Here is a 26,027-nt window from a genome sequence, read left to right on the forward strand (position 1 = left end):
GGTAACACTATGGATAAGAAATCTGCTCGTATCCGTCGTGCGACCCGCGCACGCCGCAAGCTCAAAGAGCTGGGTGCAACTCGCCTGGTGGTACATCGTACCCCGCGTCATATTTACGCACAGGTAATTGCACCGAACGGTTCTGAAGTTCTGGTAGCTGCTTCTACTGTAGAAAAAGCTATCTCAGAACAATTGAAGTATACCGGTAACAAAGACGCCGCTGCAGCTGTAGGTAAAGCTGTTGCAGAACGCGCTCTGGAAAAAGGCATCAGCAATGTTTCCTTTGACCGTTCCGGGTTCCAATATCATGGTCGTGTCCAGGCACTGGCAGATGCTGCCCGTGAAGCTGGCCTTCAGTTCTAAGGTAGAGGTGTAAGATGGCTCACATCGAAAAACAGGCTGGCGAACTGCAGGAAAAGCTGATCGCGGTAAACCGCGTATCTAAAACCGTTAAAGGTGGTCGTATTTTCTCCTTCACAGCTCTGACTGTAGTGGGTGATGGTAACGGTCGCGTTGGTTTTGGTTACGGTAAAGCGCGTGAAGTTCCAGCAGCGATCCAGAAAGCGATGGAAAAAGCCCGTCGCAATATGATTAACGTCGCGCTGAACAACGGTACCCTGCAACACCCAGTTAAAGGTGTTCACACGGGTTCTCGTGTATTCATGCAGCCAGCTTCCGAAGGTACCGGTATCATCGCCGGTGGTGCAATGCGCGCCGTTCTGGAAGTTGCTGGAGTTCATAACGTTCTGGCTAAAGCATATGGTTCCACCAACCCGATCAACGTGGTTCGTGCAACTATTGATGGCCTGGAAAATATGAATTCTCCAGAAATGGTCGCTGCCAAGCGTGGTAAATCCGTTGAAGAAATTCTGGGGTAATTGACCATGGCAAAGACTATTAAAATCACTCAAACCCGCAGTGCAATCGGTCGTCTGCCGAAACACAAGGCAACGCTGCTTGGCCTGGGTCTGCGTCGTATTGGTCATACCGTTGAGCGCGAGGATACTCCTGCTGTTCGTGGTATGGTCAACGCGGTTTACTTCATGGTTAAAGTTGAGGAGTAAGAGATGCGTTTAAATACTCTGTCTCCGGCCGAAGGCTCTAAAAAGGCGGGTAAACGCCTGGGTCGTGGTATCGGTTCTGGCCTCGGCAAAACCGGTGGTCGTGGTCACAAAGGTCAGAACTCTCGTTCTGGCGGTGGCGTACGTCGCGGTTTCGAGGGTGGCCAGATGCCACTGTACCGTCGTCTGCCGAAGTTCGGCTTCACCTCTCGCAAAGCAGCGATTACAGCGGAAATCCGTCTGTCTGACCTGGCGAAAGTTGAAGGCGGCGTTGTAGACCTGAATACGCTGAAAGCAGCTAACATTATCGGTATCCAGATCGAGTTCGCGAAAGTGATCCTGTCTGGTGAAGTTTCTACTCCGGTAACTGTTCGTGGCCTGCGTGTTACTAAAGGTGCTCGTGCTGCTATCGAAGCTGCTGGCGGTAAAATTGAGGAATAAGTAGCAGATGGCTAAGCAACCGGGATTAGATTTTCAAAGTGCCAAAGGTGGATTTGGCGAGCTGAAACGCAGACTGCTGTTTGTAATCGGCGCGCTGATTGTGTTCCGTATTGGCTCTTTTATTCCGATCCCTGGTATTGATGCCGCTGTACTTGCCAAACTGCTTGAGCAACAGCGAGGCACCATCATTGAAATGTTCAACATGTTCTCTGGTGGTGCTCTCAGCCGTGCTTCTATTTTCGCACTGGGTATTATGCCGTACATTTCGGCATCGATTATTATCCAGCTGCTGACGGTCGTTCATCCGGCCCTGGCAGAGTTGAAGAAAGAAGGGGAGTCTGGACGTCGTAAGATTAGCCAGTACACCCGTTACGGCACTCTGGTGCTGGCAATATTCCAGTCGATCGGTATTGCTACCGGTCTTCCGAATATGCCTGGTATGCAGGGCCTGGTATTAAACCCAGGCTTTGCATTCTATTTCACCGCTGTTGTAAGTCTGGTCACAGGGACCATGTTCCTGATGTGGCTCGGCGAACAGATTACTGAACGAGGTATCGGTAACGGTATCTCAATCATTATCTTCGCCGGTATCGTTGCGGGTCTCCCGCCGGCCATCGCCCATACTATCGAGCAAGCGCGTCAAGGCGACCTGCACTTCCTCCTGTTGCTGTTGGTTGCAGTATTAGTATTTGCAGTGACGTTCTTTGTTGTCTTCGTTGAACGTGGTCAACGCCGCATTGTGGTGAACTACGCTAAACGTCAGCAGGGTCGTCGTGTCTATGCTGCACAGAGCACACATTTACCGCTGAAAGTGAATATGGCGGGGGTTATCCCGGCTATCTTCGCTTCCAGTATTATTCTGTTCCCGGCAACCATCGCGTCATGGTTCGGGGGCGGTACTGGTTGGAACTGGCTGACAACAATTTCGCTGTATTTGCAGCCTGGGCAACCACTTTATGTGTTACTCTATGCGTCTGCGATCATCTTCTTCTGTTTCTTCTACACGGCGTTGGTCTTCAACCCGCGTGAAACAGCAGATAACCTGAAGAAGTCCGGTGCATTTGTACCAGGAATTCGTCCGGGAGAGCAAACGGCGAAGTATATCGATAAAGTAATGACTCGCCTGACTTTGGTTGGTGCGCTTTATATTACTTTTATCTGCCTGATCCCGGAGTTCATGCGTGATGCAATGAAAGTACCGTTCTACTTCGGTGGGACCTCACTGCTTATCGTTGTTGTCGTGATTATGGACTTTATGGCTCAAGTGCAAACTCTGATGATGTCCAGTCAGTATGAGTCTGCATTGAAGAAGGCGAACCTGAAAGGCTACGGCCGCTAAATGGTCGTCTGAGAAGTTACGGAGAGTAAAAATGAAAGTTCGTGCTTCCGTCAAGAAATTATGCCGTAACTGCAAAATCGTTAAGCGTGATGGTGTCATCCGTGTGATTTGCAGTGCCGAGCCGAAGCATAAACAGCGCCAAGGCTGATTATTTCGCATATTTTTCTTGCAAAGTTGGGTTGAGCTGGCTAGATTAGCCAGCCAATCTTTTGTATGTCTGTACGTTTCCATTTGAGTATCCTGAAAACGGGCTTTTCAGCATGGTGCGTACATATTAAATAGTAGGAGTGCATAGTGGCCCGTATAGCAGGCATTAACATTCCTGATCAGAAACATGCTGTGATCGCATTAACTTCGATCTACGGCGTCGGCAAGACCCGTTCCAAAGCCATTCTGGCTGCAGCGGGTATCGCTGAAGATGTTAAGATCAGTGAGCTGTCTGAAGAACAAATCGACACGCTGCGTGACGAAGTTGCCAAATTTGTCGTTGAAGGTGATCTGCGCCGTGAAATCAGCATGAGCATCAAGCGCCTGATGGATCTTGGTTGCTATCGCGGTTTGCGTCATCGTCGTGGTCTGCCAGTGCGCGGTCAGCGTACTAAGACCAACGCACGTACCCGTAAGGGTCCGCGCAAACCGATCAAGAAATAATCGGGGTGATTGAATAATGGCAAAGGCACCAGTTCGTGCACGTAAACGTGTAAGAAAACAAGTCTCTGACGGCGTGGCTCATATCCATGCTTCTTTCAACAACACCATCGTTACTATTACTGATCGTCAGGGTAACGCATTGGGTTGGGCAACAGCCGGTGGTTCCGGTTTCCGTGGTTCTCGCAAATCCACTCCGTTCGCAGCTCAGGTTGCAGCAGAGCGTTGCGCTGAAGCCGTAAAAGAATACGGCATCAAGAATCTGGAAGTTATGGTTAAAGGTCCGGGTCCGGGTCGTGAATCTACTGTTCGCGCTCTGAACGCCGCTGGTTTCCGCATCACGAATATTACTGATGTGACTCCGATCCCTCATAACGGTTGTCGTCCGCCGAAAAAACGTCGCGTATAACGCTCGTTTTTTAGGTTAGTTGGAGATAGAAAATGGCAAGATATTTGGGTCCTAAGCTCAAGCTGAGCCGTCGTGAGGGCACCGACTTATTCCTTAAGTCTGGCGTTCGCGCGATCGATACCAAGTGTAAAATTGAACAAGCTCCTGGCCAGCACGGTGCGCGTAAACCGCGTCTGTCTGACTATGGTGTGCAGTTGCGTGAAAAGCAAAAAGTTCGCCGTATCTACGGTGTGCTGGAGCGTCAGTTCCGTAACTACTATAAAGAAGCAGCACGTCTGAAAGGCAACACAGGTGAAAACCTGCTGGCTCTGCTGGAAGGTCGTCTGGACAACGTTGTATACCGTATGGGCTTCGGCGCGACTCGTGCTGAATCACGCCAGTTGGTTAGCCATAAAGCAATCATGGTAAACGGTCGTGTTGTTAACATCGCTTCTTATCAGGTTAAAGCGAATGACGTTGTTAGCATTCGTGAGAAAGCGAAAAAGCAATCTCGCGTGAAAGCCGCTCTGGAGCTGGCTGAGCAGCGTGAAAAGCCAACCTGGCTGGAAGTTGATGCTGGCAAGATGGAAGGTACGTTCAAGCGTCAGCCTGAGCGTTCTGATCTGTCTGCGGACATTAACGAACACCTGATCGTCGAGCTTTACTCCAAGTAAAGCTTAGTACCAAAGAGAGGACACAATGCAGGGTTCTGTGACAGAGTTTCTAAAACCGCGCCTGGTAGATATCGAGCAAGTGAGTTCGACGCACGCCAAGGTGACCCTTGAGCCTTTAGAGCGTGGCTTTGGCCATACTCTGGGTAACGCACTGCGCCGTATTCTGCTCTCATCGATGCCGGGTTGCGCGGTGACCGAGGTTGAGATTGATGGTGTACTTCATGAGTACAGCACCAAAGAAGGCGTTCAGGAAGATATCCTTGAAATCCTGCTCAACCTGAAAGGGCTGGCGGTGAGAGTTCAGGGTAAAGATGAAGTTATTCTTACTCTGAATAAATCTGGCATTGGCCCTGTGACTGCAGCCGACATCACCCACGACGGTGATGTTGAAATCGTCAAGCCGCAGCACGTGATCTGCCACCTGACCGATGAGAACGCAGCTATTAGCATGCGTATCAAAGTTCAGCGCGGTCGTGGTTATGTGCCGGCTTCTGCCCGAATTCATTCGGAAGAAGATGAGCGCCCAATCGGCCGTCTGCTGGTCGACGCATGCTACAGCCCTGTAGAGCGTATTGCCTACAATGTTGAAGCAGCGCGTGTAGAACAGCGTACCGACCTGGACAAGCTGGTCATCGAAATGGAAACCAATGGCACAATCGATCCTGAAGAGGCGATTCGTCGTGCGGCAACCATCCTGGCAGAACAACTGGAAGCTTTCGTTGACTTACGTGATGTACGTCAGCCGGAAGTGAAAGAAGAGAAACCAGAATTCGATCCGATCCTGCTGCGCCCTGTTGACGATCTGGAATTGACTGTCCGCTCTGCTAACTGCCTCAAGGCAGAAGCTATCCACTATATCGGTGATCTGGTACAGCGTACCGAGGTTGAGTTGCTGAAAACGCCGAACCTGGGTAAAAAATCTCTTACCGAGATTAAAGACGTGCTGGCTTCACGTGGTCTGTCTCTGGGCATGCGCCTGGAAAACTGGCCACCAGCAAGCATTGCTGACGAGTAACCGGATCACAGGTTAAGGTTTTACTGAGAAGGATAAGGTCATGCGCCATCGTAAGAGTGGTCGTCAACTGAACCGCAACAGCAGCCATCGCCAGGCTATGTTCCGCAACATGGCAGGTTCACTGGTTCGTCATGAAATCATCAAGACGACCCTGCCTAAAGCGAAAGAGCTGCGTCGCGTAGTTGAGCCGCTGATTACTCTTGCCAAGACTGACAGCGTTGCTAATCGTCGTCTGGCATTCGCCCGTACTCGTGATAACGAGATCGTGGCAAAACTGTTTAACGAACTGGGCCCGCGTTTCGCGAGCCGTGCCGGTGGTTACACTCGCATTCTGAAGTGTGGCTTCCGTGCAGGCGACAACGCGCCGATGGCATACATCGAGCTGGTTGATCGTTCAGAGAAAGCAGAAGCTGCTGCAGAGTAATCTGTAGTAACGTAAAAAAACCCGCCTCGGCGGGTTTTTTTATATCCGCAGAATCTCCACTTATCTACAATGTCTGTATCTTTTCTGCTCATCCCCTGGAGTTCATTATGTGGTTGCTCGATCAGTGGGCTGAACGCCATATTAGCGATGCCCAAAACAAAGGCGAGTTTGAAAATCTCCCCGGTAGCGGTGAGCCACTGGTGCTGGACGATGATTCACACATTCCCCCTGAATTACGAGCCGGTTATCGCTTACTGAAAAATGCAGGTTGTTTACCCCCTGAACTTCAGCAACGCAATGAAGCCGTCGAGCTTGCCGATCTGCTTAAAGGCATTCATAAGAATGACCCGCGGTACTCCGAAATCAGCCGTCGATTAGCGCTCATCGAAATAAAACTGCGCCAGACGGGAATGAATACTGACTTTTTGCATGGTGAGTACAGTGAAAGGTTAATGCAAAAAATAAACGAGGAGTAGCCATGTACCGCATAGGTGAACTTGCGAAGCTTGCTAACGTAACGCCGGATACTATCCGCTACTACGAAAAGCAGCAGATGATCGATCATGAGGTCAGAACAGAAGGTGGATTTCGCCTTTATACGGATAACGACCTGCAACGCCTTCGTTTTATCCGCTATGCCCGGCAACTCGGCTTCACGCTGGAGTCGATCCGTGAACTGCTGTCGATCCGTATCGATCCTGAACATCATACGTGTCAGGAATCTAAAAGCATCGTTCAGGCCCGGCTGGATGAAGTTGAAGGACGAATTCAGGAGCTGCAGGCCATGCAACGATCTCTACAAAGGCTGAATGACGCGTGCTGCGGTACTGCTCACAGCAGTGTTTATTGCTCAATACTGGAAGCCCTTGAACAGGGCGCCAGTAGTGAAACTCAGGGTTGTTGATTTTTTATCAGCCACGGACTAGACTCCCGCCGATATTAACTATGCTCAGGAGAAATGATGAGCCGCTATCAGCATACTAAGGGACAAATTAAGGATAACGCCATTGAGGCATTGCTTCACGACCCGCTTTTTAGACAGCGTGTTGAGAAGAACAAGAAGGGAAAAGGGAGTTATTTGCGTAAAGGTAAACATGCACAACGTGGTAACTGGGAGGCCAGTGGCAAGCAAGCTAATCGCTTTTTTACCACTGGCCTTTCTGTTTCTCTCGCCTGATTAAACGCGGTTATTCTGCTCTTTTAACAGATCGCGAATTTCAGTCAGTAAGACTTCTTCTTTAGTTGGTGCTGGCGGGGCAGCAGCCGGTTCTTCTTTTTTACGGTTAAGTCTGTTGATAAGTTTGATCGCCATGAAAATGGCAAATGCCACGATCACGAAATCAAATACGTTCTGAATGAATACGCCGTAGTGCATTACAACCGCAGGGATATCGCCCTGAGCTTCCCGAAGGGTGAAGGCGAATTGTTTGAAATCAATGCCTCCAATCAACAGTCCTAACGGCGGCATAATAATGTCGGCGACTAATGATGAAACGATCTTACCGAACGCCGCACCAATAATGACACCCACAGCCAAATCCACCACATTCCCGCGCATCGCAAATTCGCGAAATTCTTTAATAAAACTCATTATGTTCTCCTTGTGCCAGCTGACGCCTATAAGTTTAACAAATGATTAGCTAATTGCCATTGGGGATAAATAATCGTTATGAAAAATAAAAGGCATGAAAATTAGAAGGTTAATATTTGCGTGCCCTCGTCTGAGCACCCAAATCATTACAGGAAGAACGGGCTTGGCTGGAATAAACGCTCGACGTCGGTAATAAATTTTTTATCGGTCAGGAACATAATAACGTGGTCACCCTGCTCAATACGTAAATTATCATTGGCGATCATCACATCATTACCTCGCACTACTGCGCCGATAATGGTGCCTGGTGGAAGTTTAATTTCATCGATTGCGCGACCAACAACGCGTGACGTCGTTTCATCCCCGTGAGCGACGGCTTCAATGGCTTCAGCAACACCACGACGAAGAGATGACACGCCGACAATATCCGCTTTACGCACATGGCTTAGCAGGGCAGAGATGGTGGCTTGCTGGGGTGAAATAGCAATATCAATTACGCTACCCTGTACCAGATCGACATAAGCCTTACGCTGGATAAGCACCATAACTTTTTTCGCCCCCATACGTTTAGCGAGCATGGCGGACATAATATTCGCTTCGTCGTCGTTGGTGACGGCAATAAAAAGATCAACCTGATCGATATGCTCTTCGGCCAGCAATTCCTGATCCGAAGCATCGCCATAAAACACGATGGTATTCTGAAGTTTTTCAGCCAGCTCTGACGCGCGTTGTTGATCCCGTTCGATCAGCTTCACGCTGTAGTCTTTTTCCAGCCGTCTCGCCAGACCTGCGCCAATATTACCGCCGCCAACCAGCATAATACGTTTATACGGTTTTTCGAGACGCTGTAGTTCACTCATCACCGCACGGATATGCTGAGAAGCCGCAATAAAGAAGACTTCATCCCCGGCTTCTACAATGGTGGAACCTTGCGGACGAATAGGTCTGTCGTGACGGAAAATCGCCGCAACACGCGTATCGATATGTGGCATATGCTCGCGCATTGTCGACAGGGCATTACCAATCAGCGGGCCCCCGTAATAAGCCTTCACGACCGCCAGGCTTACTTTCCCTTCAGCAAAGTTCACAACCTGCAACGCGCCCGGGTACTCAATCAGACGATAAATACTGTCGATAACCAGCTGTTCAGGCGCAATAAGATGGTCGATGGGTACCGCTTCGGAATTAAACAGCTTCTCCGCATCCCGGACATAGTCCGGAGAACGAATGCGGGCGATGCGGTTTGGGGTGTTGAAAAGCGAGTAGGCCACCTGACATGCAACCATGTTGGTTTCATCAGAACTGGTTACTGCAACCAGCATGTCGGCATCGTCCGCGCCCGCTTCCCGAAGCACACGTGGATGAGAGCCGTGCCCCTGAACAACGCGGAGGTCGAACTTGTCCTGCAAAACGCGCAGGCGATCGCCATTGGTATCCACAATGGTGATATCGTTGTTTTCACCCACGAGATTTTCCGCCAGCGTTCCGCCAACTTGCCCTGCGCCCAGAATGATAATTTTCATCTTTCGTGACCTGTTCTCAACATCACTCTTTGATTAGCTTAGCGTAAAAGAAGCCATCACCCTCTTCTGCGCCCGGCAGGTTTTGCAGACCCGGGTGCTCAGGCGTTCCCGTATCGTGCAGCGTAGCGTCCGGGGTGCGTTTCAGGAAAGCCGCAATTTGCTGACTGTTCTCTTCCGGGAGAACAGAGCAGGTTGCATACACCAGGGTTCCGCCGGGTTTGAGATGCGGCCAGATGGCATCCAGAATTTCGGATTGCAACTGGGCAAGCTCCTTGATATCACGATCGCGACGCAGCCATTTGATATCGGGATGACGACGAATCACGCCGGTTGCTGAGCAGGGGGCGTCCAGCAAAATGCGATCGAACCGGGTATCACCACACCAGTCAGCGGGTTTGCGTCCATCGCCTTGCTTAACCTGTGCTTTCATACCCAGACGCTTAAGGTTGTCATAGACGCGTGAAAGGCGCTGCTCATCAACATCCACGGCCATCACGCTGGCCTGCGGCGCCACTTCCAGGATGTGCGTTGTTTTACCCCCTGGCGCCGCACAGAGATCGAGGATCTGCTCCCCGTCTTTCGGCTCAAGCCAGGTCATGCAGCCCTGAGCAGATGCGTCCTGTACCGTTACCCAGCCCTCTTCAAAACCGGGTAATGCATGTACCGGTGCAGGGGAGGCTAAACGAACCGCATCAGGATAAGCAGCGTGTGTGAAGCCGCTCATTCCGGCCTCTTCCAGCAGGGCCAGCCATGCGTCGCGTGTATGATGGTTACGATTGACGCGTAACCACATCGGCGGACGTTGATTATTGGCATCCACAATGTCTTGCCATTGCTGTGGGTAGGCTTTTTTAAGGCGATTCAGCAACCATTCAGGGTGAAGGAAGCGCGCTTCGCTTTGCGCAAATTCTGCCAGCAGTTCGTCCTGCTGACGCTGGAACTGACGCAGCACGCCGTTGATCAATCCTTTTAGCTGAGGACGTTTAATCGCAACGGCACCCTCCACTGTCTCGGCCAGCGCAGCATGAGGTGGAATGCGGGTATGAAGAAGCTGGTAGAAACCGACCATGATCAAATAATGCACGGTACGCTGCTTGCCGCTCATCGGGCGTGACATCAGCTTGTTAATCAACCACTCAAGCTGAGAGAGGGTGCGCAGCACGCCAAAGCACAGCTCCTGAAGCAGGGCTTTGTCTTTATCGGAAACCTTTTGTTGCAGTGGAGGCAGGACATTACTCAGTGACTGGCCCTGCTCGATAACCTGCTCAACGGCCTGAGCCGCCATAGTGCGTAGATTTTGTCTTTTCATAACCGTAAAAATAAAAATGCCCGGAAACACCGGGCCTTAAGAATAAATTTGTTCAGGCAAGGCGATTGCCAGGGATGAACCATTCACGACGAGAATTTAATAGATCCTGCGCGCTCATTGCCTTTTTACCGGCCGGTTGCAGCGATTCAAGATTCAGTATCCCTTCTCCGGTCGCAACCTGGATACCGTTTTTGCTGGCGTCGATAATCGTACCGGGCTCTGCCGATGCATTGCCGTTAATAACTGAAGCTTTCCAGACTTTCACTGGCTGCTCATCAATCATCAACCAGCTCATCGGCCATGGATTAAAGGCGCGAATGCAGCGTTCGAGTTGAGCTGCTGACAGAGACCAGTCGATCCGGGCTTCTTCTTTACTCAGTTTCTCAGCATAGGTCACCTGTGCCTCATCCTGCACTTCAGGTGTCGCTGTATTGTCAGCAAGCTGTTGCAGCGTCTCAATCAGCCCCTGCGGGCCGAGATCCGCCAGCTTGTCATACAGCGTGGCGCTGGTATCTTCTGCGGTGATGGGACACGCCAGTTTATACAGCATGTCGCCCGTGTCTAAACCTACGTCCATCTTCATGATTGTCACGCCAGTTTCAGCATCGCCTGCCCACAGAGCGCGCTGAATAGGGGCTGCACCACGCCAGCGTGGGAGCAAAGAACCATGAACGTTAACACAGCCCAGGCGGGGCATATCAAGTACTGCTTTCGGCAGAATGAGGCCGTAAGCCACAACTACCATCACGTCCGCGTTCAGGTCTGCCACTAACTTCTGGTTTTCCTCAGGTCGTAATGACGCAGGCTGGAAAACCGGTAAACCATGTGTTTCTGCCAGTACCTTAACCGGGCCAGGCATCAGTTTTTTACCGCGGCCAGCCGGACGGTCCGGCTGAGTAAATACGCCAACAATCTGATGGCCAGACGTTAACAGCGCGTCGAGATGACGCGCTGCAAAATCAGGGGTACCCGCGAAGATTATACGTAGTGATGTAGACACGTTATTCCTTGTATCCGGGGGCGTTAAGCGCGAGAACGCAAACGATCCAGTTTCTCAACTTTCTGACGAATACGCTGTTGCTTCAGAGGTGAGAGGTAATCGATAAACAGTTTACCGACCAGGTGATCCATCTCATGCTGAATGCAAATCGCCAGCAGATCGTCGGCTTCCAGCTCAAACGGATTGCCGTCACGATCCAGTGCGCGGATTTTAACTTTTTCGGCACGTGGCACCAAAGCGCGCTGTTCAGGGATAGACAGACAGCCTTCCTCAATACCTGTTTCGCCGCTTTTTTCCAGCAGCTCAGGGTTGATCAGCACCAGGCGCTCATCACGATTTTCAGAAACGTCGATCACAATAATACGTTTGTGAATGTCTACCTGGGTCGCGGCAAGGCCAATGCCTTCTTCAGCGTACATGGTATCGAACATATCATCGACGATACGCTGAATTTCTGCATTCACTTCTTTAACCGGTTCCGCGACGATGCGAAGGCGCTCGTCAGGAATATGTAACACTTGCAAAACTGCCATAAATTTCCAGAGTCGTGTTCAGGAGTTGATAAGAATATTACTTCTATTCTAGACAAATCCCCGGTCGATTGACAGCATCAGTGACCAATCGCAAAGATTGCTGAGGCTGCTTATGGCAGGGAAAAGGATGACGTCCACAGAGATATGGTTACGGCTTATAAACATCGGGTCGTTATACGGTGATGCGATGCTGGAGATTGCGCAGAGGCTGCTTCGCCAGGCAACCGTCGATGCTGAAGCTGTCAACGCGTCAGGGCTTTCGCCCAAACATGCCGTAAAGTTTTTTTCGTTCAGCGAGAGTGAGCTTGAACATAGTCTGGAATGGCTGGAACACGCCGACAACCACCTTCTCACGGCGGATGATCCTCGCTTCCCGCCATTGTTGCGTTCTATCCCTGATTTTCCCGGGGCGCTATTTGTGCGAGGCCGCGTTGGCGTGCTTAATAGCATGCAGCTTGCGGTTGTGGGCAGCCGTGCGCCCTCGTGGTATGGCGAGCGTTGGGGGAAAATGCTGAGTGAACAGCTGTCCCAATGTGGCTTTACGATCACCAGTGGCCTGGCTTGCGGCATCGACGGTGTAGCACATCATGCGGCGTTGTCCGCAAAAGGGCGAAGTGTCGCCGTGCTTGGCAATGGTCTTTTTAGTCTCTATCCGCGTCGTCATCATATTCTGGCTGAGCAACTTATTGCTTCAGAGGGGGCAATAGTGTCTGAGTTTTCACTCTCAACACCGCCCAGACCGGGTAACTTTCCACGGCGTAACCGGATCATTAGTGGGTTAAGCCAGGGCGTGCTGGTGGTCGAAGCTGCGATTCGGAGTGGGTCGCTGGTTACCGCAAGGTGCGCACTGGAGCAGGGGCGTGAAGTTTTTGCGCTGCCCGGCCCGTTGGGGAACCCCGGCTGCGAAGGCCCTCACTGGCTGATAAAACAGGGGGCGACGCTGGTGACCTGCAAAGAAGATATCCTTGAAAATTTGCAGTATGGACTGCATTGGTTGCAGGATGATCTCCAAAAGCGACATATTTCATCGGATCAGGAGGCAGTAGCATTGCCATTTCCCAAGCTCCTGGCTAACGTAGGAGATGAGGTAACACCTGTTGACGTTGTCGCTGAACGTGCCGGCCAACCTGTGCCAGTAACGGTAGCACAGCTACTCGAACTGGAGTTAGCAGGGTGGATCGCAGCTGTACCCGGCGGCTATGTCCGATTAAGGAGGGCATGCCATGTTCGACGTACTGATGTATTTGTTTGAGACTTACATCCACAACGAAGCAGAAATGCAGGTGGATCAGGACAAATTAACACGGGATCTGACCGACGCAGGTTTTGAGCGGGAAGATATATATAATGCGTTGATGTGGCTGGATAAGTTGGCTGATTATCAGGACGGCCTCGCCGAACCGATGCAGCTTGCTTCTGACCCATTGTCTGTGCGCATCTATACAGCTGAAGAGTGTGAAAGGCTGGATGCCAGCTGCCGGGGATTCATTTTATTCCTCGAGCAGATTCAGGTGCTAAACCTCGAAACGAGAGAGATGGTGATAGAGCGCGTCATGGCGCTGGATACTGCTGAGTTTGAACTGGAAGATCTGAAATGGGTGATCCTGATGGTTCTGTTCAACATTCCAGGCTGTGAAAATGCCTATCAGCAAATGGAAGAATTACTCTTTGAAGTGAATGAAGGTATGCTGCATTAATTCTATGTGCAACAACAAGAGTTGTTATGGCCAAATCAGCACTCTTCACGGTGCATAAAAACGAGCCCTGCCCACAGTGCGGGGCAGAACTTGTTATTCGGTCCGGGAAACACGGTCCGTTTCTCGGTTGTTCACACTATCCGGAATGTGATTATGTCCGTCCCCTGAAAAGCCAGGCGGATGGACATATCGTCAAAATTCTGGAGGGACAGCTTTGTCCTCTCTGTGGCGGTGAACTGGCGCTGCGGCAGGGGCGGTTCGGGATGTTTATCGGATGCAGCCGCTACCCGGAGTGTGAACATACGGAACAAATTGATAAGCCAGATGAAACGGCAATTGCCTGCCCTCAGTGCCAGCGTGGCCAATTGGTGCAGCGGCGCTCTCGTTATGGCAAGACCTTCCATTCGTGCGATCGCTATCCTGAATGCCAGTTCGTCATCAATTTCAAACCAGTAGCGGGCGTCTGCTCTCATTGCGATTATCCGTTACTTATAGAGAAGAAAACCGCGCAAGGCTTGAAACGCTTTTGCGCCAGTAAACAATGTGGAAAGCCGGTTTCGGCGGATCAAATCAGTGAATAATAACCTGCCATCAGGCTCCATCGCGCAGGCGGTGGAAATCCTGAAAAAAGAAGAAGTCATCGCCTATCCAACAGAAGCCGTTTTCGGGGTCGGGTGTGATCCTGACAGCGAAGTCGCCGTTAACCGTCTGCTGGCGCTAAAACAGCGGCCTGTCGAAAAAGGATTGATTTTGATCGCTGCGAACTACGAGCAGCTTAAGCCTTATATTGATGATTCCATGCTGACACCTGCACAGCGGGAAACCATTTTCTCTGCGTGGCCTGGTCCCGTGACGTTTGTTTTTCCTGCACAGCCGACAACGCCGCGCTGGTTAACCGGGCGTTTCGATTCACTCGCGGTACGTGTCACCGACCATCCGCTGGTGGTGGAGTTATGCCAGGCATTTGGTAAACCTCTGGTTTCAACCAGCGCCAACCTGACCGGGCTTCCCCCTTGTCGGACAACCGAAGAAGTTCTGGCGCAGTTCGGGAATGATTTCCCTGTTGCCGTGGGTGAAACCGGTGGTCGTCTTAACCCGTCAGAAATTCGCGATGCCTTGACCGGCGAACGTTTTCGCCAGGGATAATGTGATGGAAACCTATGCTGTTTTTGGTAACCCGATCGCGCACAGCAAGTCGCCTCTGATCCATCGGCTGTTTGCGGAGCAATTGCATATAGATCACCCGTATGGTCGGGTTCTTGCGCCTGTTGATGCATTTATACCGACGCTGAATAGCTTTTTTGATGCGGGTGGTAAAGGTGCGAACGTCACGGTGCCTTTTAAAGAAGAGGTTTTCGGGCGCGCGGATGAACTGACCGAACGTGCGTCGCTCGCTGGCGCCGTCAATACTCTTAAGCGGCTTGAAGATGGTCGCCTTCTGGGCGATAACACCGATGGGATTGGTTTACTCAGCGATCTGGAGCGATTGTCGTTTATTAAACCAGGCTTTCGGATCCTGCTGATCGGCGCGGGTGGCGCCTCGCGCGGCGTATTGCTTCCTCTTCTTTCGCTGGATTGTGCGGTGACAATCACCAACCGTACTTTCTCCAGAGCAGAAGAGCTGGCGGCGTTGTTCGCACACACAGGCAGCGTAGCTGCGGTAGCACCTGACGATCTCGCGCGTCACGAATTTGATCTTGTGATTAATGCCACCTCAAGCGGTATTAATGGAGAGATCCCGGCGATTCCTGCATCCCTGATTCATTCCCACATCTACGCCTATGACATGTTTTATCAAAAAGGGAAAACGCCCTTTCTGACCTGGTGCGAACAACAGGGGGCAAAACACGTGGCTGATGGTCTGGGAATGCTGGTGGGGCAGGCGGCTCATGCGGTGCTACTCTGGCATGGCGTGTTACCCGCTGTAGAACCGGTGATTGAAAAGCTGAAACAGGAACTGACGGCGTGAATCAGGCGATTCATTTTCCCGACAGAGAAATCTGGGATGAAAACAAGCAAGCGGTTTGTTTCCCGGTGTTGGTGCATGGAATGCAGCTCACCTGTGCGATTAAAGGGGAAACGTTGCTTCAGCGCTTTGGGGGGGCAGATCCGTTAGCGGTCTTTTGCGAAAATCGCTGGGACCTGGAAGAGGATGCCAGCGATTTGATCCGCGATCAGCAGGAAGACGATCAGGGTTGGATCTGGTTATCCTGATCCAGATAGTCATTTTTCCATTTAACGTAATTGTTCGCTGAGTATTTCAATCCTTCGATCTCCGTCTCTTTTAGGGGGCGGATCTGTTTAACCGGGCTGCCTAAATAGAGATACCCACTTTCAAGACGCTTGTTTTGCGGAACAAGACTCCCTGCGCCAATCATTACGTCATCTTCTACAATGACGCCATCCAGCAAAATCGATCCCATCCCAACGAGAACCCTGTTACCGATCGTGCAGCCGTGGAGCATCACTTTATGGCCGACGGTAACATCTTCCCCAATAATGAGCGGGTTGCCCTCAGGGTTATAAGATGACTTATGAGTCACATGCAACACGCTGCCGTCCTGAATATTGGTGCGTGCACCGATTGCAACGTAGTTAACATCGCCCCGGATCGCGACAAGTGGCCAGATGCTGACATCATCGGCCATGCGAACATCACCAATGACCACGCTGCTGGCATCGATCATCACGCGATCGCCTTTTTGGGGGAACAGATCTTTATAAGGACGTAATACTGCAAACATATCTACCTCGATACAGATGAGCGTTATTAAAGAAGACTTTGATCGTATTCCTGGAGCGAGGCAAGGCAAAATGCGTCAATTTTTAAGCGGATCGGGTGGGTTTTCAGCGAAAAGCACGGAAAATCATCAGTTGGAAAAAAAGATCTAAAAAATACTTGTGCTAAAAACTGGGATCCCTATAATGCGCCTCCATCGACACGGCAGATGTGAATCACTTCACAGACAACCCGGTCGGTTGAAGAGAAAAATCCTGAAATAACGGGTTGACTCTGAAAGAGGAAAGCGTAATATACGCCACCTCGCGACAGAGCGCTGAAGCGCGTCGCAACTGCTCTTTAACAATTTATCAGACAATCTGTGTGGGCACTCAAAGTGACATGGATTCTTAATGTCCTCGGACACTAAATGAATACCAAGTCTCAACGAGTGAACACGTAATTCATTACGAAGTTTAATTCATTGAGCATCAAACTTTTAAATTGAAGAGTTTGATCATGGCTCAGATTGAACGCTGGCGGCAGGCCTAACACATGCAAGTCGAACGGTAACAGGAAGCAGCTTGCTGCTTCGCTGACGAGTGGCGGACGGGTGAGTAATGTCTGGGAAACTGCCTGATGGAGGGGGATAACTACTGGAAACGGTAGCTAATACCGCATAACGTCGCAAGACCAAAGAGGGGGACCTTCGGGCCTCTTGCCATCGGATGTGCCCAGATGGGATTAGCTAGTAGGTGGGGTAACGGCTCACCTAGGCGACGATCCCTAGCTGGTCTGAGAGGATGACCAGCCACACTGGAACTGAGACACGGTCCAGACTCCTACGGGAGGCAGCAGTGGGGAATATTGCACAATGGGCGCAAGCCTGATGCAGCCATGCCGCGTGTATGAAGAAGGCCTTCGGGTTGTAAAGTACTTTCAGCGGGGAGGAAGGCGACAGGGTTAATAACCCTGTCGATTGACGTTACCCGCAGAAGAAGCACCGGCTAACTCCGTGCCAGCAGCCGCGGTAATACGGAGGGTGCAAGCGTTAATCGGAATTACTGGGCGTAAAGCGCACGCAGGCGGTCTGTCAAGTCGGATGTGAAATCCCCGGGCTCAACCTGGGAACTGCATTCGAAACTGGCAGGCTAGAGTCTTGTAGAGGGGGGTAGAATTCCAGGTGTAGCGGTGAAATGCGTAGAGATCTGGAGGAATACCGGTGGCGAAGGCGGCCCCCTGGACAAAGACTGACGCTCAGGTGCGAAAGCGTGGGGAGCAAACAGGATTAGATACCCTGGTAGTCCACGCCGTAAACGATGTCGACTTGGAGGTTGTGCCCTTGAGGCGTGGCTTCCGGAGCTAACGCGTTAAGTCGACCGCCTGGGGAGTACGGCCGCAAGGTTAAAACTCAAATGAATTGACGGGGGCCCGCACAAGCGGTGGAGCATGTGGTTTAATTCGATGCAACGCGAAGAACCTTACCTACTCTTGACATCCAGAGAACTTTCCAGAGATGGATTGGTGCCTTCGGGAACTCTGAGACAGGTGCTGCATGGCTGTCGTCAGCTCGTGTTGTGAAATGTTGGGTTAAGTCCCGCAACGAGCGCAACCCTTATCCTTTGTTGCCAGCGGTCCGGCCGGGAACTCAAAGGAGACTGCCAGTGATAAACTGGAGGAAGGTGGGGATGACGTCAAGTCATCATGGCCCTTACGAGTAGGGCTACACACGTGCTACAATGGCGCATACAAAGAGAAGCGACCTCGCGAGAGCAAGCGGACCTCATAAAGTGCGTCGTAGTCCGGATTGGAGTCTGCAACTCGACTCCATGAAGTCGGAATCGCTAGTAATCGTGGATCAGAATGCCACGGTGAATACGTTCCCGGGCCTTGTACACACCGCCCGTCACACCATGGGAGTGGGTTGCAAAAGAAGTAGGTAGCTTAACCTTCGGGAGGGCGCTTACCACTTTGTGATTCATGACTGGGGTGAAGTCGTAACAAGGTAACCGTAGGGGAACCTGCGGTTGGATCACCTCCTTACCTTAAAGAACCTGCCTTTGCAGTGCTCACACAGATTGTCTGATGAAAAGTAAATAGCAAGGCGTCTTGCGATTGAGACTGTACGTCCCCTTCGTCTAGAGGCCCAGGACACCGCCCTTTCACGGCGGTAACAGGGGTTCGAATCCCCTAGGGGACGCCACTTGCTGGTTCGTGAGTGAAAGTCACCTGCCGTCATATCTCAAAACTGACTTGCGAGTCATGTTTGAGATATTTGCTCTTTAAAAATCTGGATCAAGCTGAAAATTGAAACGACACACAGCTCATGTGTGTTCGAGTCTCTCAAATTTTCGCAATCAGAAGTGAAACATCTTCGGGTTGTGAGGTTAAGCGACTAAGCGTACACGGTGGATGCCCTGGCAGTCAGAGGCGATGAAGGACGTGCTAATCTGCGAAAAGCGCCGGCGAGGTGATATGAACCTTTGACCCGGCGATGTCCGAATGGGGAAACCCAGTGCAATCCGTTGCACTATCGTTAACTGAATACATAGGTTAACGAGGCGAACCGGGGGAACTGAAACATCTAAGTACCCCGAGGAAAAGAAATCAACCGAGATTCCCCCAGTAGCGGCGAGCGAACGGGGAGCAGCCCGGAGTCTGAATCAGCTTGTGTGTTAGTGGAACGGTCTGGAAAGTCCGACGGTACAGGGTGATAGTCCCGTACACGAAAGCACACATGCTGTGAACTCGAAGAGTAGGGCGGGACACGTGGTATCCTGTCTGAATATGGGGGGACCATCCTCCAAGGCTAAATACTCCTGACTGACCGATAGTGAACCAGTACCGTGAGGGAAAGGCGAAAAGAACCCCGGCGAGGGGAGTGAAAAAGAACCTGAAACCGTGTACGTACAAGCAGTGGGAGCCTCTTTATGGGGTGACTGCGTACCTTTTGTATAATGGGTCAGCGACTTATATTCTGTAGCAAGGTTAACCGTATAGGGGAGCCGAAGGGAAACCGAGTCTTAACTGGGCGTTAAGTTGCAGGGTATAGACCCGAAACCCGGTGATCTAGCCATGGGCAGGTTGAAGGTTGGGTAACACTAACTGGAGGACCGAACCGACTAATGTTGAAAAATTAGCGGATGACCTGTGGCTGGGGGTGAAAGGCCAATCAAACCGGGAGATAGCTGGTTCTCCCCGAAAGCTATTTAGGTAGCGCCTCGTGAATTCATCTTCGGGGGTAGAGCACTGTTTCGGCTAGGGGGCCATCCCGGCTTACCAACCCGATGCAAACTACGAATACCGAAGAATGTTATCACGGGAGACACACGGCGGGTGCTAACGTCCGTCGTGAAGAGGGAAACAACCCAGACCGCCAGCTAAGGTCCCAAAGTCATGGTTAAGTGGGAAACGATGTGGGAAGGCACAGACAGCCAGGATGTTGGCTTAGAAGCAGCCATCATTTAAAGAAAGCGTAATAGCTCACTGGTCGAGTCGGCCTGCGCGGAAGATGTAACGGGGCTAAACCATGCACCGAAGCTGCGGCAGCGACACTATGTGTTGTTGGGTAGGGGAGCGTTCTGTAAGCCGTTGAAGGTGTCCTGTGAGGGGTGCTGGAGGTATCAGAAGTGCGAATGCTGACATAAGTAACGATAAAGCGGGTGAAAAGCCCGCTCGCCGGAAGACCAAGGGTTCCTGTCCAACGTTAATCGGGGCAGGGTGAGTCGACCCCTAAGGCGAGGCCGAAAGGCGTAGTCGATGGGAAACAGGTTAATATTCCTGTACTTGGTGTTACTGCGAAGGGGGGACGGAGAAGGCTATGTCAGCCGGGCGACGGTTGTCCCGGTTTAAGCATGTAGGCGGAGGTTCCAGGTAAATCCGGTACCTTATTAACGCTGAGGTGTGATGACGAGGCACTACGGTGCTGAAGTGATAAATGCCCTGCTTCCAGGAAAAGCCTCTAAGCATCAGGTAACACGAAATCGTACCCCAAACCGACACAGGTGGTCAGGTAGAGAATACCAAGGCGCTTGAGAGAACTCGGGTGAAGGAACTAGGCAAAATGGTGCCGTAACTTCGGGAGAAGGCACGCTGATGTGTAGGTGAAGTCCCTGCGGACGGAGCTGAAATCAGTCGAAGATACCAGCTGGCTGCAACTGTTTATTAAAAACACAGCACTGTGCAAACACGAAAGTGGACGTATACGGTGTGACGCCTGCCCGGTGCCGGAAGGTTAATTGATGGGGTTAGCGGCAACGCGAAGCTCTTGATCGAAGCCCCGGTAAACGGCGGCCGTAACTATAACGGTCCTAAGGTAGCGAAATTCCTTGTCGGGTAAGTTCCGACCTGCACGAATGGCGTAATGATGGCCAGGCTGTCTCCACCCGAGACTCAGTGAAATTGAACTCGCTGTGAAGATGCAGTGTACCCGCGGCAAGACGGAAAGACCCCGTGAACCTTTACTATAGCTTGACACTGAACACTGGTCCTTGATGTGTAGGATAGGTGGGAGGCTTTGAAGCGTGGACGCCAGTCTGCGTGGAGCCAACCTTGAAATACCACCCTTTAATGGCTGGTGTTCTAACGTAGACCCGTAATCCGGGTTGCGGACAGTGTCTGGTGGGTAGTTTGACTGGGGCGGTCTCCTCCCAAAGAGTAACGGAGGAGCACGAAGGTTGGCTAATCCTGGTCGGACATCAGGAGGTTAGTGCAATGGCATAAGCCAGCTTGACTGCGAGCGTGACGGCGCGAGCAGGTGCGAAAGCAGGTCATAGTGATCCGGTGGTTCTGAATGGAAGGGCCATCGCTCAACGGATAAAAGGTACTCCGGGGATAACAGGCTGATACCGCCCAAGAGTTCATATCGACGGCGGTGTTTGGCACCTCGATGTCGGCTCATCACATCCTGGGGCTGAAGTAGGTCCCAAGGGTATGGCTGTTCGCCATTTAAAGTGGTACGCGAGCTGGGTTTAGAACGTCGTGAGACAGTTCGGTCCCTATCTGCCGTGGGCGCTGGAGAATTGAGGGGGGCTGCTCCTAGTACGAGAGGACCGGAGTGGACGCATCACTGGTGTTCGGGTTGTCATGCCAATGGCACTGCCCGGTAGCTAAATGCGGAAAAGATAAGTGCTGAAAGCATCTAAGCACGAAACTTGCCCCGAGATGAGTTCTCCCTGAGACTTTAAGTCTCCTGAAGGAACGTTGAAGACTACGACGTTGATAGGTCGGGTGTGTAAGCGCAGCGATGCGTTGAGCTAACCGATACTAATGAACCGTGAGGCTTAACCTTACAACGCCGAAGCTGTTTTGGCGAAGAGACAGACACGATTTTCAGCCTGATACAGATTAACAGAATTTGCCTGGCGGCTTTAGCGCGGTGGTCCCACCTGACCCCATGCCGAACTCAGAAGTGAAACGCCGTAGCGCCGATGGTAGTGTGGGGTCTCCCCATGTGAGAGTAGGGAACTGCCAGGCATCAAATTTAGCGTGCTGATATGGCTCAGTTGGTAGAGCGCACCCTTGGTAAGGGTGAGGTCCCCAGTTCGACTCTGGGTATCAGCACCACTTTATACTTAGGTTAAAGTTCGGCAAGAAGTAAAAGAATTTGTCTGGCGGCTTTAGCGCGGTGGTCCCACCTGACCCCATGCCGAACTCAGAAGTGAAACGCCGTAGCGCCGATGGTAGTGTGGGGTCTCCCCATGTGAGAGTAGGGAACTGCCAGACATCAAACAAGTAGAAAGGCCATCCGAAAGGATGGCCTTTTTGCGTTATGCCCTCAGCTAAACCAATTTCCTTATCAGATATTCCAACGAGTGCCGTTAATACCTTACTTGACGTATTAAAGCGTCTTAACCCAGCTATAAATGAATTCACGGAATGCATAATGCTTACTCGCAGCAGCGTTAAATCAATTCAGTGATTCAGACGGAGGTTGTATGGGTAAGGAAATAGGGCTATAAAAAAAACAGGATACTGAATCTAAAAATTATCTGATGATATCTGAGAGGGGAAATATACATCCCTTTGATTAGATAAAATAAAAGCGCGGCGATGGCCGCGCTTTTAAAAGGATTATTTAGTCAGGGCGACAATACCGAGAGTCAGGCCAGCTATTGCTGCGGCGCCACCGGCAATCGCACCTGCTGTTTCCCAGTTATCCTGGGTAGTCCCCTTCATACAGGTATTGGTGTGAACCAGTCGCCCCTGATCGTCGTATACCGGTACACAGGGAGAGTCGTGCGCGCAACCCGCAAGCAGCGCAGCGAGGAGTGCAACGGAAAGGAATCTTTTCATGATGTTACCTCAATATGATCGCTTATTCGCTTAAGAGCCGATGCGGCAATTTACGAATTGATGATTATTTTACCACCGCACTAATACCATACAGCACGGGGAATAATCTCAAATTGTGTGGATTGTAAAAATCATGGAGAAAAAAGAGGGGCGTTGATTATTTATGGAGGAAATGTGAAGAGATGTCTTTTTATTAGAATGCTGACAGGAAATTAAAAAGGCACCAGAGGTGCCTTTATGATTTTCATTAATCCTTATGCTTTGTAAACCGTCTCCGGACAACAACGAAGAAAACAGGAACAAAGAAAATGGCCAGCAGAGTGGCTGACAGCATCCCGCCCATCACGCCCGTCCCGACAGCGTTTTGTGCCCCACTACCTGCGCCACTACTGATGACCAGAGGCATCACACCAAGGATAAATGCCAGAGAGGTCATCAGGATAGGGCGCAGACGCATACGTGAGGCTTCCAGCGTGGCTTCAATAATCCCTTTGCCTTCTTTATCCATAAGATCCTTGGCGAACTCAACGATCAGTATCGCGTTTTTGGCTGATAAACCAATTGTCGTAAGCAGACCAACCTGGAAGTAAACGTCATTGTTCAGCCCACGTATTGATGCAGCCAGAAGCGCGCCGATCACCCCCAGGGGCACAACCAGCATGACCGAGAATGGAATTGACCAGCTTTCATAGAGAGCCGCCAGACACAGGAACACCACAATCAGTGAAATGGCATACAGTGCTGGAGCCTGATTTCCGGAAAGACGTTCCTGATAAGACATCCCCGTCCAGTCGTAGCCAATTCCGGAAGGCAGTTTCGACGCAAGGCTTTCCATCATCTCCATTGCCTCACCGGTACTTTTGCCTGGCGCAGACTCACCGAGGATCTCCATTGATGGCATCCCATTGTAACGTTCCAGACGAGGTGAGCCGTACACCCAGTGAGAGCTGCTAAAGGCAGAGAAAGGCACCATTTCGCCGTTAGCACTACGCACATACAGGTCGTTAATATCTCCTGGTAACATACGGAAGCGAGCATCAGCCTGGACATAAACTTTTTTCACGCGTCCATGATCGATAAAGTCGTTCACATAAGTGCCACCCAATGCTGTTGAGATGGTCTGATTGACATCAGATATGCTCACACCCAGCGCCTGGGCCTTCTCCTGGTCGACATCCAGTTTGTACTGTGGCGTATCTTCCAGTCCGTTAGGACGCACGCGGACCAGTAAGTCAGGATGTTCCCTTACCATGCCAAGCAGTTGGTTACGTGCCTGCGTGAGCTGCGTATGTCCCAGGTTTGCCTGGTCAATCAGTTCAAAGTCAAAGCCTGTTGCGGTACCCAGTTCAATAATGGCAGGGAGGTTAAACGGAAATACAAGACCATCTTTGATCTGGCTAAACGCTTTCGTTGCGCGGCTGACAATCGCCTCAACGCCGTTTTCCTTGCCCGGGCGTTCTTCCCATGGCTTCAGGCTGACGAAAGCGATACCGGAGTTCTGCCCCTGCCCGCTAAAGCTAAATCCGTTTACGGTAAAGACCGATTCAACGTTCGCTTTCTCTTTCGTCAGATAATAGTCCTGAACCTGATCGAGTACCTGCTGGGTACGCATCTGCGTCGCCCCTGCCGGCAGCTGAACCATCGTCATAAACACCCCCTGATCCTCTTCCGGCAGGAAGGAGGAAGGCAGGCGCAGGAACAGTATTGCCATGCCGCCGACGATGATGACGTAAACCAGCAGATAGCGTCCGGTCTTACGTAAAATGCCGCTCACGCTGTTGCTGTAGTGCTCCACGCTCTTATCAAAAAGCGCGTTAAACCAGCCGAAGAATCCACCTTTCTTTTCATGATGGTCGCTGGAAACCGGTTTGAGCAGCGTTGCACATAAAGCAGGCGTTAATATCAACGCCACCAGCACCGATAAGGCCATCGCGGAGACAATGGTCAGCGAGAACTGGCGATAGATAGCCCCGGTTGAACCTCCAAAAAATGCCATCGGAATAAACACCGCTGAAAGCACCATGGCAATGCCCACCAGAGCGCCCTGGATTTGCTCCATCGACTTCTGGGTCGCCTCTTTTGGCGGCAGCTTGTCCTCAACCATGACGCGTTCTACGTTCTCAACCACCACGATGGCATCATCGACGAGCAAACCTATCGCCAATACCATCCCGAACATCGTCAGGGTGTTAATGGAGAAACCAAACGCAGCCAGTACCGCGAAGGTACCCAGTAGCACCACGGGCACGGCAATAGTCGGAATAAGGGTCGCCCGCAGGTTTTGCAGGAACAAGTACATCACCAGGAACACGAGAACGATCGCTTCAAACAGCGTCTTCACCACTTCATGGATTGAGATCTTCACGAAAGGTGTGGTGTCGTACGGATAAACGACTTTCAGGCCCTGAGGGAAGAAGGGCTGCAACTGCGCCAGTTTACTCTTAATGGCGGCAGCGGTATCCAGCGCGTTTGCGCCAGTCGCCAGCTTGATCCCGAGCCCCGTTGCTGCCTGGCCATTGATTTTGGTGACCATGTTGTAGTTTTCGCCACCCAGCTCAATGCGGGCCACATCTTTCAGGTGGACCATTGAACCGTCCTGGTTCACCTTCAGCGTCACACGGCCAAACTCCTCCGGTGATTTCAGGCGCGTTTGAGCAATAATTGAGGCGTTCAGTTGCTGCCCTGGTACGGACGGCGTTCCTCCCAACTGGCCCGCAGCAATCTGGTCGTTCTGCGTTTTCAGTTGGTTAATGACATCCAACGGCGTGAGCTGATATTTATTCATCGCGTTGCTGTCCAGCCAGATGCGCATTGCATACTGCGCACCGAACAGCTGCACATCACCGACGCCGGAAGTACGGCTGATCGCATCTTTTACGTTAGAAGCGACATAGTCGGAGATATCATCCTGAGTGAGGTTTTTATTATCCGACACAAATCCCGCGACCAGCAGGAAGCTGCTGCTGGATTTTTCCACGCCGATCCCCTGTTGCTGTACTTCTTGCGGTAGCAGCGGCATAGCGAGCTGGAGTTTGTTCTGAACCTGCACCTGCGCGATGTCAGGATCCGTACCCGACTCGAACGTCAGGGTGATGGTGACGTTACCGGCAGAATCACTGGTGGACGACATGTACATCAGATTGTCGATTCCGTTCATGTTCTGTTCGATAACCTGCGTCACGGTATCCTGGACCGTCTGGGCATCAGCGCCAGGGTAGGTCGCTGTCACCGCAACTGCTGGCGGCGCAATGGTTGGATATTGCGCCACCGGCAGTTTTAAAATGGCCAGCCCGCCCGCAATCATCAGAATGATGGAGAGCACCCAGGCGAAAACAGGCCGTTGAATAAAGAAATTAGCCATCTCGTTATCC

Annotated in this window: 28 protein-coding genes, 2 tRNA genes and 4 rRNA genes; 26 read left to right on the plus strand and 8 right to left on the minus strand. The window is 51.4% G+C overall.

The genetic code is table 11. The features are described 5' to 3' along the window. Positions 1-9: 9 nt before the first annotated feature. From rplR to AC4OVS_RS02230, 14 genes are all read left to right on the plus strand, one after another. Positions 10-363, plus strand: coding sequence for a 50S ribosomal protein L18 (gene rplR / locus AC4OVS_RS02165; RefSeq protein ID WP_003863297.1), 354 nt, complete (start codon positions 10-12; stop codon positions 361-363). Between the two features lie 14 nt (positions 364-377). Then, the gene (rpsE, locus tag AC4OVS_RS02170) at positions 378-878 is read left to right on the plus strand and encodes a 30S ribosomal protein S5 (RefSeq protein ID WP_003863299.1); all 501 of its coding nucleotides are present in this window, start codon (positions 378-380) and stop codon (positions 876-878) included. Positions 879-884: 6 nt separating this feature from the next. Beyond that, positions 885-1,064, plus strand: a complete 180-nt coding sequence (gene rpmD, locus AC4OVS_RS02175; protein ID WP_003863301.1) for a 50S ribosomal protein L30 — start codon at positions 885-887, stop codon at positions 1,062-1,064. Positions 1,065-1,067: 3 nt separating this feature from the next. Continuing rightward, complete coding sequence (rplO, locus tag AC4OVS_RS02180) at positions 1,068-1,502, plus strand: 50S ribosomal protein L15 (RefSeq protein WP_014885468.1); 435 nt, start codon at positions 1,068-1,070, stop codon at positions 1,500-1,502. 7 nt (positions 1,503-1,509) lie between these two features. After that, the gene (gene secY, locus AC4OVS_RS02185) at positions 1,510-2,841 is read left to right on the plus strand and encodes a preprotein translocase subunit SecY (protein ID WP_003863305.1); all 1,332 of its coding nucleotides are present in this window, start codon (positions 1,510-1,512) and stop codon (positions 2,839-2,841) included. A 31-nt stretch (positions 2,842-2,872) separates the two neighbouring features. After that, positions 2,873-2,989: a 50S ribosomal protein L36 gene (gene rpmJ / locus AC4OVS_RS02190; RefSeq protein ID WP_000868187.1), complete on the plus strand. Its 117-nt coding sequence runs from the start codon at positions 2,873-2,875 to the stop codon at positions 2,987-2,989. A gap of 146 nt (positions 2,990-3,135) precedes the next feature. Then, positions 3,136-3,492, plus strand: coding sequence for a 30S ribosomal protein S13 (gene rpsM / locus AC4OVS_RS02195; RefSeq protein WP_003863308.1), 357 nt, complete (start codon positions 3,136-3,138; stop codon positions 3,490-3,492). A gap of 16 nt (positions 3,493-3,508) precedes the next feature. Then, complete coding sequence (gene rpsK, locus AC4OVS_RS02200) at positions 3,509-3,898, plus strand: 30S ribosomal protein S11 (RefSeq protein WP_003863312.1); 390 nt, start codon at positions 3,509-3,511, stop codon at positions 3,896-3,898. A 32-nt stretch (positions 3,899-3,930) separates the two neighbouring features. Beyond that, a complete protein-coding gene (gene rpsD, locus AC4OVS_RS02205; protein WP_003863314.1) occupies positions 3,931-4,551 on the plus strand; it encodes a 30S ribosomal protein S4 in 621 nt (206 codons plus the stop codon). Between the two features lie 25 nt (positions 4,552-4,576). Further along, the gene (locus AC4OVS_RS02210) at positions 4,577-5,566 is read left to right on the plus strand and encodes a DNA-directed RNA polymerase subunit alpha (protein ID WP_002919219.1); all 990 of its coding nucleotides are present in this window, start codon (positions 4,577-4,579) and stop codon (positions 5,564-5,566) included. Positions 5,567-5,606: 40 nt separating this feature from the next. Then, positions 5,607-5,990 (plus strand): 50S ribosomal protein L17, encoded by a 384-nt coding sequence (rplQ, locus tag AC4OVS_RS02215; protein ID WP_001216368.1) that lies wholly within the window; start codon positions 5,607-5,609, stop codon positions 5,988-5,990. A gap of 107 nt (positions 5,991-6,097) precedes the next feature. Continuing rightward, positions 6,098-6,466: a DnaJ family domain-containing protein gene (locus AC4OVS_RS02220; protein WP_022649586.1), complete on the plus strand. Its 369-nt coding sequence runs from the start codon at positions 6,098-6,100 to the stop codon at positions 6,464-6,466. Positions 6,467-6,468: 2 nt separating this feature from the next. After that, a complete protein-coding gene (zntR, locus tag AC4OVS_RS02225; RefSeq protein ID WP_003863328.1) occupies positions 6,469-6,894 on the plus strand; it encodes a Zn(2+)-responsive transcriptional regulator in 426 nt (141 codons plus the stop codon). Between the two features lie 57 nt (positions 6,895-6,951). Next, a complete protein-coding gene (locus AC4OVS_RS02230; RefSeq protein ID WP_022649585.1) occupies positions 6,952-7,167 on the plus strand; it encodes an alternative ribosome-rescue factor A in 216 nt (71 codons plus the stop codon). On the opposite strand, the gene mscL is transcribed toward AC4OVS_RS02230, so the two are convergent. From mscL to def, 5 genes are all read right to left on the minus strand, one after another. Next, entirely contained in the window at positions 7,168-7,581 is a 414-nt protein-coding gene (gene mscL, locus AC4OVS_RS02235) for a large-conductance mechanosensitive channel protein MscL (protein WP_003863335.1), read from the minus strand. Positions 7,582-7,727: 146 nt separating this feature from the next. Further along, positions 7,728-9,104: a Trk system potassium transporter TrkA gene (gene trkA / locus AC4OVS_RS02240; protein WP_003863337.1), complete on the minus strand. Its 1,377-nt coding sequence runs from the start codon at positions 9,102-9,104 to the stop codon at positions 7,728-7,730. Positions 9,105-9,126: 22 nt separating this feature from the next. After that, complete coding sequence (rsmB, locus tag AC4OVS_RS02245) at positions 9,127-10,413, minus strand: 16S rRNA (cytosine(967)-C(5))-methyltransferase RsmB (RefSeq protein WP_026080642.1); 1,287 nt, start codon at positions 10,411-10,413, stop codon at positions 9,127-9,129. Positions 10,414-10,465: 52 nt separating this feature from the next. Continuing rightward, complete coding sequence (fmt, locus tag AC4OVS_RS02250; protein WP_023298756.1) at positions 10,466-11,413, minus strand: methionyl-tRNA formyltransferase; 948 nt, start codon at positions 11,411-11,413, stop codon at positions 10,466-10,468. Between the two features lie 23 nt (positions 11,414-11,436). Further along, on the minus strand, positions 11,437-11,946 hold the full coding sequence (def, locus tag AC4OVS_RS02255; protein ID WP_006812188.1) for a peptide deformylase: 510 nt from the start codon (positions 11,944-11,946) through the stop codon (positions 11,437-11,439). Between the two features lie 127 nt (positions 11,947-12,073). Between def and dprA the strand changes: the two genes are divergently transcribed. The 6 genes from dprA to AC4OVS_RS02285 are packed head-to-tail and all read left to right on the plus strand — an operon-like array spanning position 12,074 to position 15,857. Beyond that, positions 12,074-13,198, plus strand: a complete 1,125-nt coding sequence (dprA, locus tag AC4OVS_RS02260; protein ID WP_491922154.1) for a DNA-protecting protein DprA — start codon at positions 12,074-12,076, stop codon at positions 13,196-13,198. Next, positions 13,170-13,643 (plus strand): DUF494 family protein Smg, encoded by a 474-nt coding sequence (gene smg, locus AC4OVS_RS02265; protein WP_000460665.1) that lies wholly within the window; start codon positions 13,170-13,172, stop codon positions 13,641-13,643. The genes dprA and smg overlap by 29 nt, the downstream gene beginning before the upstream one ends. 26 nt (positions 13,644-13,669) lie before the next feature. Beyond that, on the plus strand, positions 13,670-14,224 hold the full coding sequence (locus AC4OVS_RS02270) for a DNA topoisomerase family protein (protein ID WP_023298754.1): 555 nt from the start codon (positions 13,670-13,672) through the stop codon (positions 14,222-14,224). Further along, entirely contained in the window at positions 14,217-14,789 is a 573-nt protein-coding gene (gene tsaC, locus AC4OVS_RS02275; protein ID WP_022649580.1) for an L-threonylcarbamoyladenylate synthase type 1 TsaC, read from the plus strand. The genes AC4OVS_RS02270 and tsaC overlap by 8 nt, the downstream gene beginning before the upstream one ends. A 4-nt stretch (positions 14,790-14,793) precedes the next feature. Continuing rightward, positions 14,794-15,612 carry a shikimate dehydrogenase gene (gene aroE, locus AC4OVS_RS02280; RefSeq protein ID WP_491922155.1) on the plus strand — a complete coding sequence of 273 codons (819 nt, stop codon included), beginning with the start codon at positions 14,794-14,796 and terminating at the stop codon, positions 15,610-15,612. Beyond that, positions 15,609-15,857 (plus strand): DUF1488 family protein, encoded by a 249-nt coding sequence (locus AC4OVS_RS02285; protein WP_022649578.1) that lies wholly within the window; start codon positions 15,609-15,611, stop codon positions 15,855-15,857. Before aroE ends, AC4OVS_RS02285 begins: the two co-directional genes overlap by 4 nt. Here AC4OVS_RS02285 and AC4OVS_RS02290 read toward each other — a convergent pair. After that, on the minus strand, positions 15,833-16,387 hold the full coding sequence (locus AC4OVS_RS02290) for a gamma carbonic anhydrase family protein (RefSeq protein WP_023298752.1): 555 nt from the start codon (positions 16,385-16,387) through the stop codon (positions 15,833-15,835). The genes AC4OVS_RS02285 and AC4OVS_RS02290 overlap by 25 nt on opposite strands. A 476-nt stretch (positions 16,388-16,863) precedes the next feature. Here AC4OVS_RS02290 and AC4OVS_RS02295 point away from each other — a divergent pair. From AC4OVS_RS02295 to rrf (AC4OVS_RS02320), 6 genes are all read left to right on the plus strand, one after another. Continuing rightward, a 16S ribosomal RNA gene (locus AC4OVS_RS02295) occupies positions 16,864-18,405 on the plus strand. 84 nt (positions 18,406-18,489) lie between these two features. Beyond that, a tRNA-Glu gene (locus AC4OVS_RS02300) sits at positions 18,490-18,565 on the plus strand. 182 nt (positions 18,566-18,747) lie between these two features. Next, positions 18,748-21,652 (plus strand): 23S ribosomal RNA (locus AC4OVS_RS02305). A 69-nt stretch (positions 21,653-21,721) separates the two neighbouring features. After that, positions 21,722-21,837, plus strand: a 5S ribosomal RNA gene (gene rrf, locus AC4OVS_RS02310). Between the two features lie 14 nt (positions 21,838-21,851). After that, positions 21,852-21,927 (plus strand) — tRNA-Thr (locus AC4OVS_RS02315). A 43-nt stretch (positions 21,928-21,970) separates the two neighbouring features. After that, a 5S ribosomal RNA gene (gene rrf / locus AC4OVS_RS02320) occupies positions 21,971-22,086 on the plus strand. The 16S, 23S and 5S rRNA genes sit together here with 2 tRNA genes alongside, the layout of an rRNA operon. A gap of 348 nt (positions 22,087-22,434) precedes the next feature. On the opposite strand, the gene AC4OVS_RS02325 is transcribed toward rrf (AC4OVS_RS02320), so the two are convergent. Further along, positions 22,435-22,656 (minus strand): lipoprotein, encoded by a 222-nt coding sequence (locus AC4OVS_RS02325; protein ID WP_003860364.1) that lies wholly within the window; start codon positions 22,654-22,656, stop codon positions 22,435-22,437. A 247-nt stretch (positions 22,657-22,903) separates the two neighbouring features. Continuing rightward, positions 22,904-26,017 (minus strand): efflux RND transporter permease subunit, encoded by a 3,114-nt coding sequence (locus tag AC4OVS_RS02330; RefSeq protein WP_048206623.1) that lies wholly within the window; start codon positions 26,015-26,017, stop codon positions 22,904-22,906. Positions 26,018-26,027: the final 10 nt, after the last annotated feature.

The organism is Enterobacter sp. 4974935 (assembly GCF_058661735.1).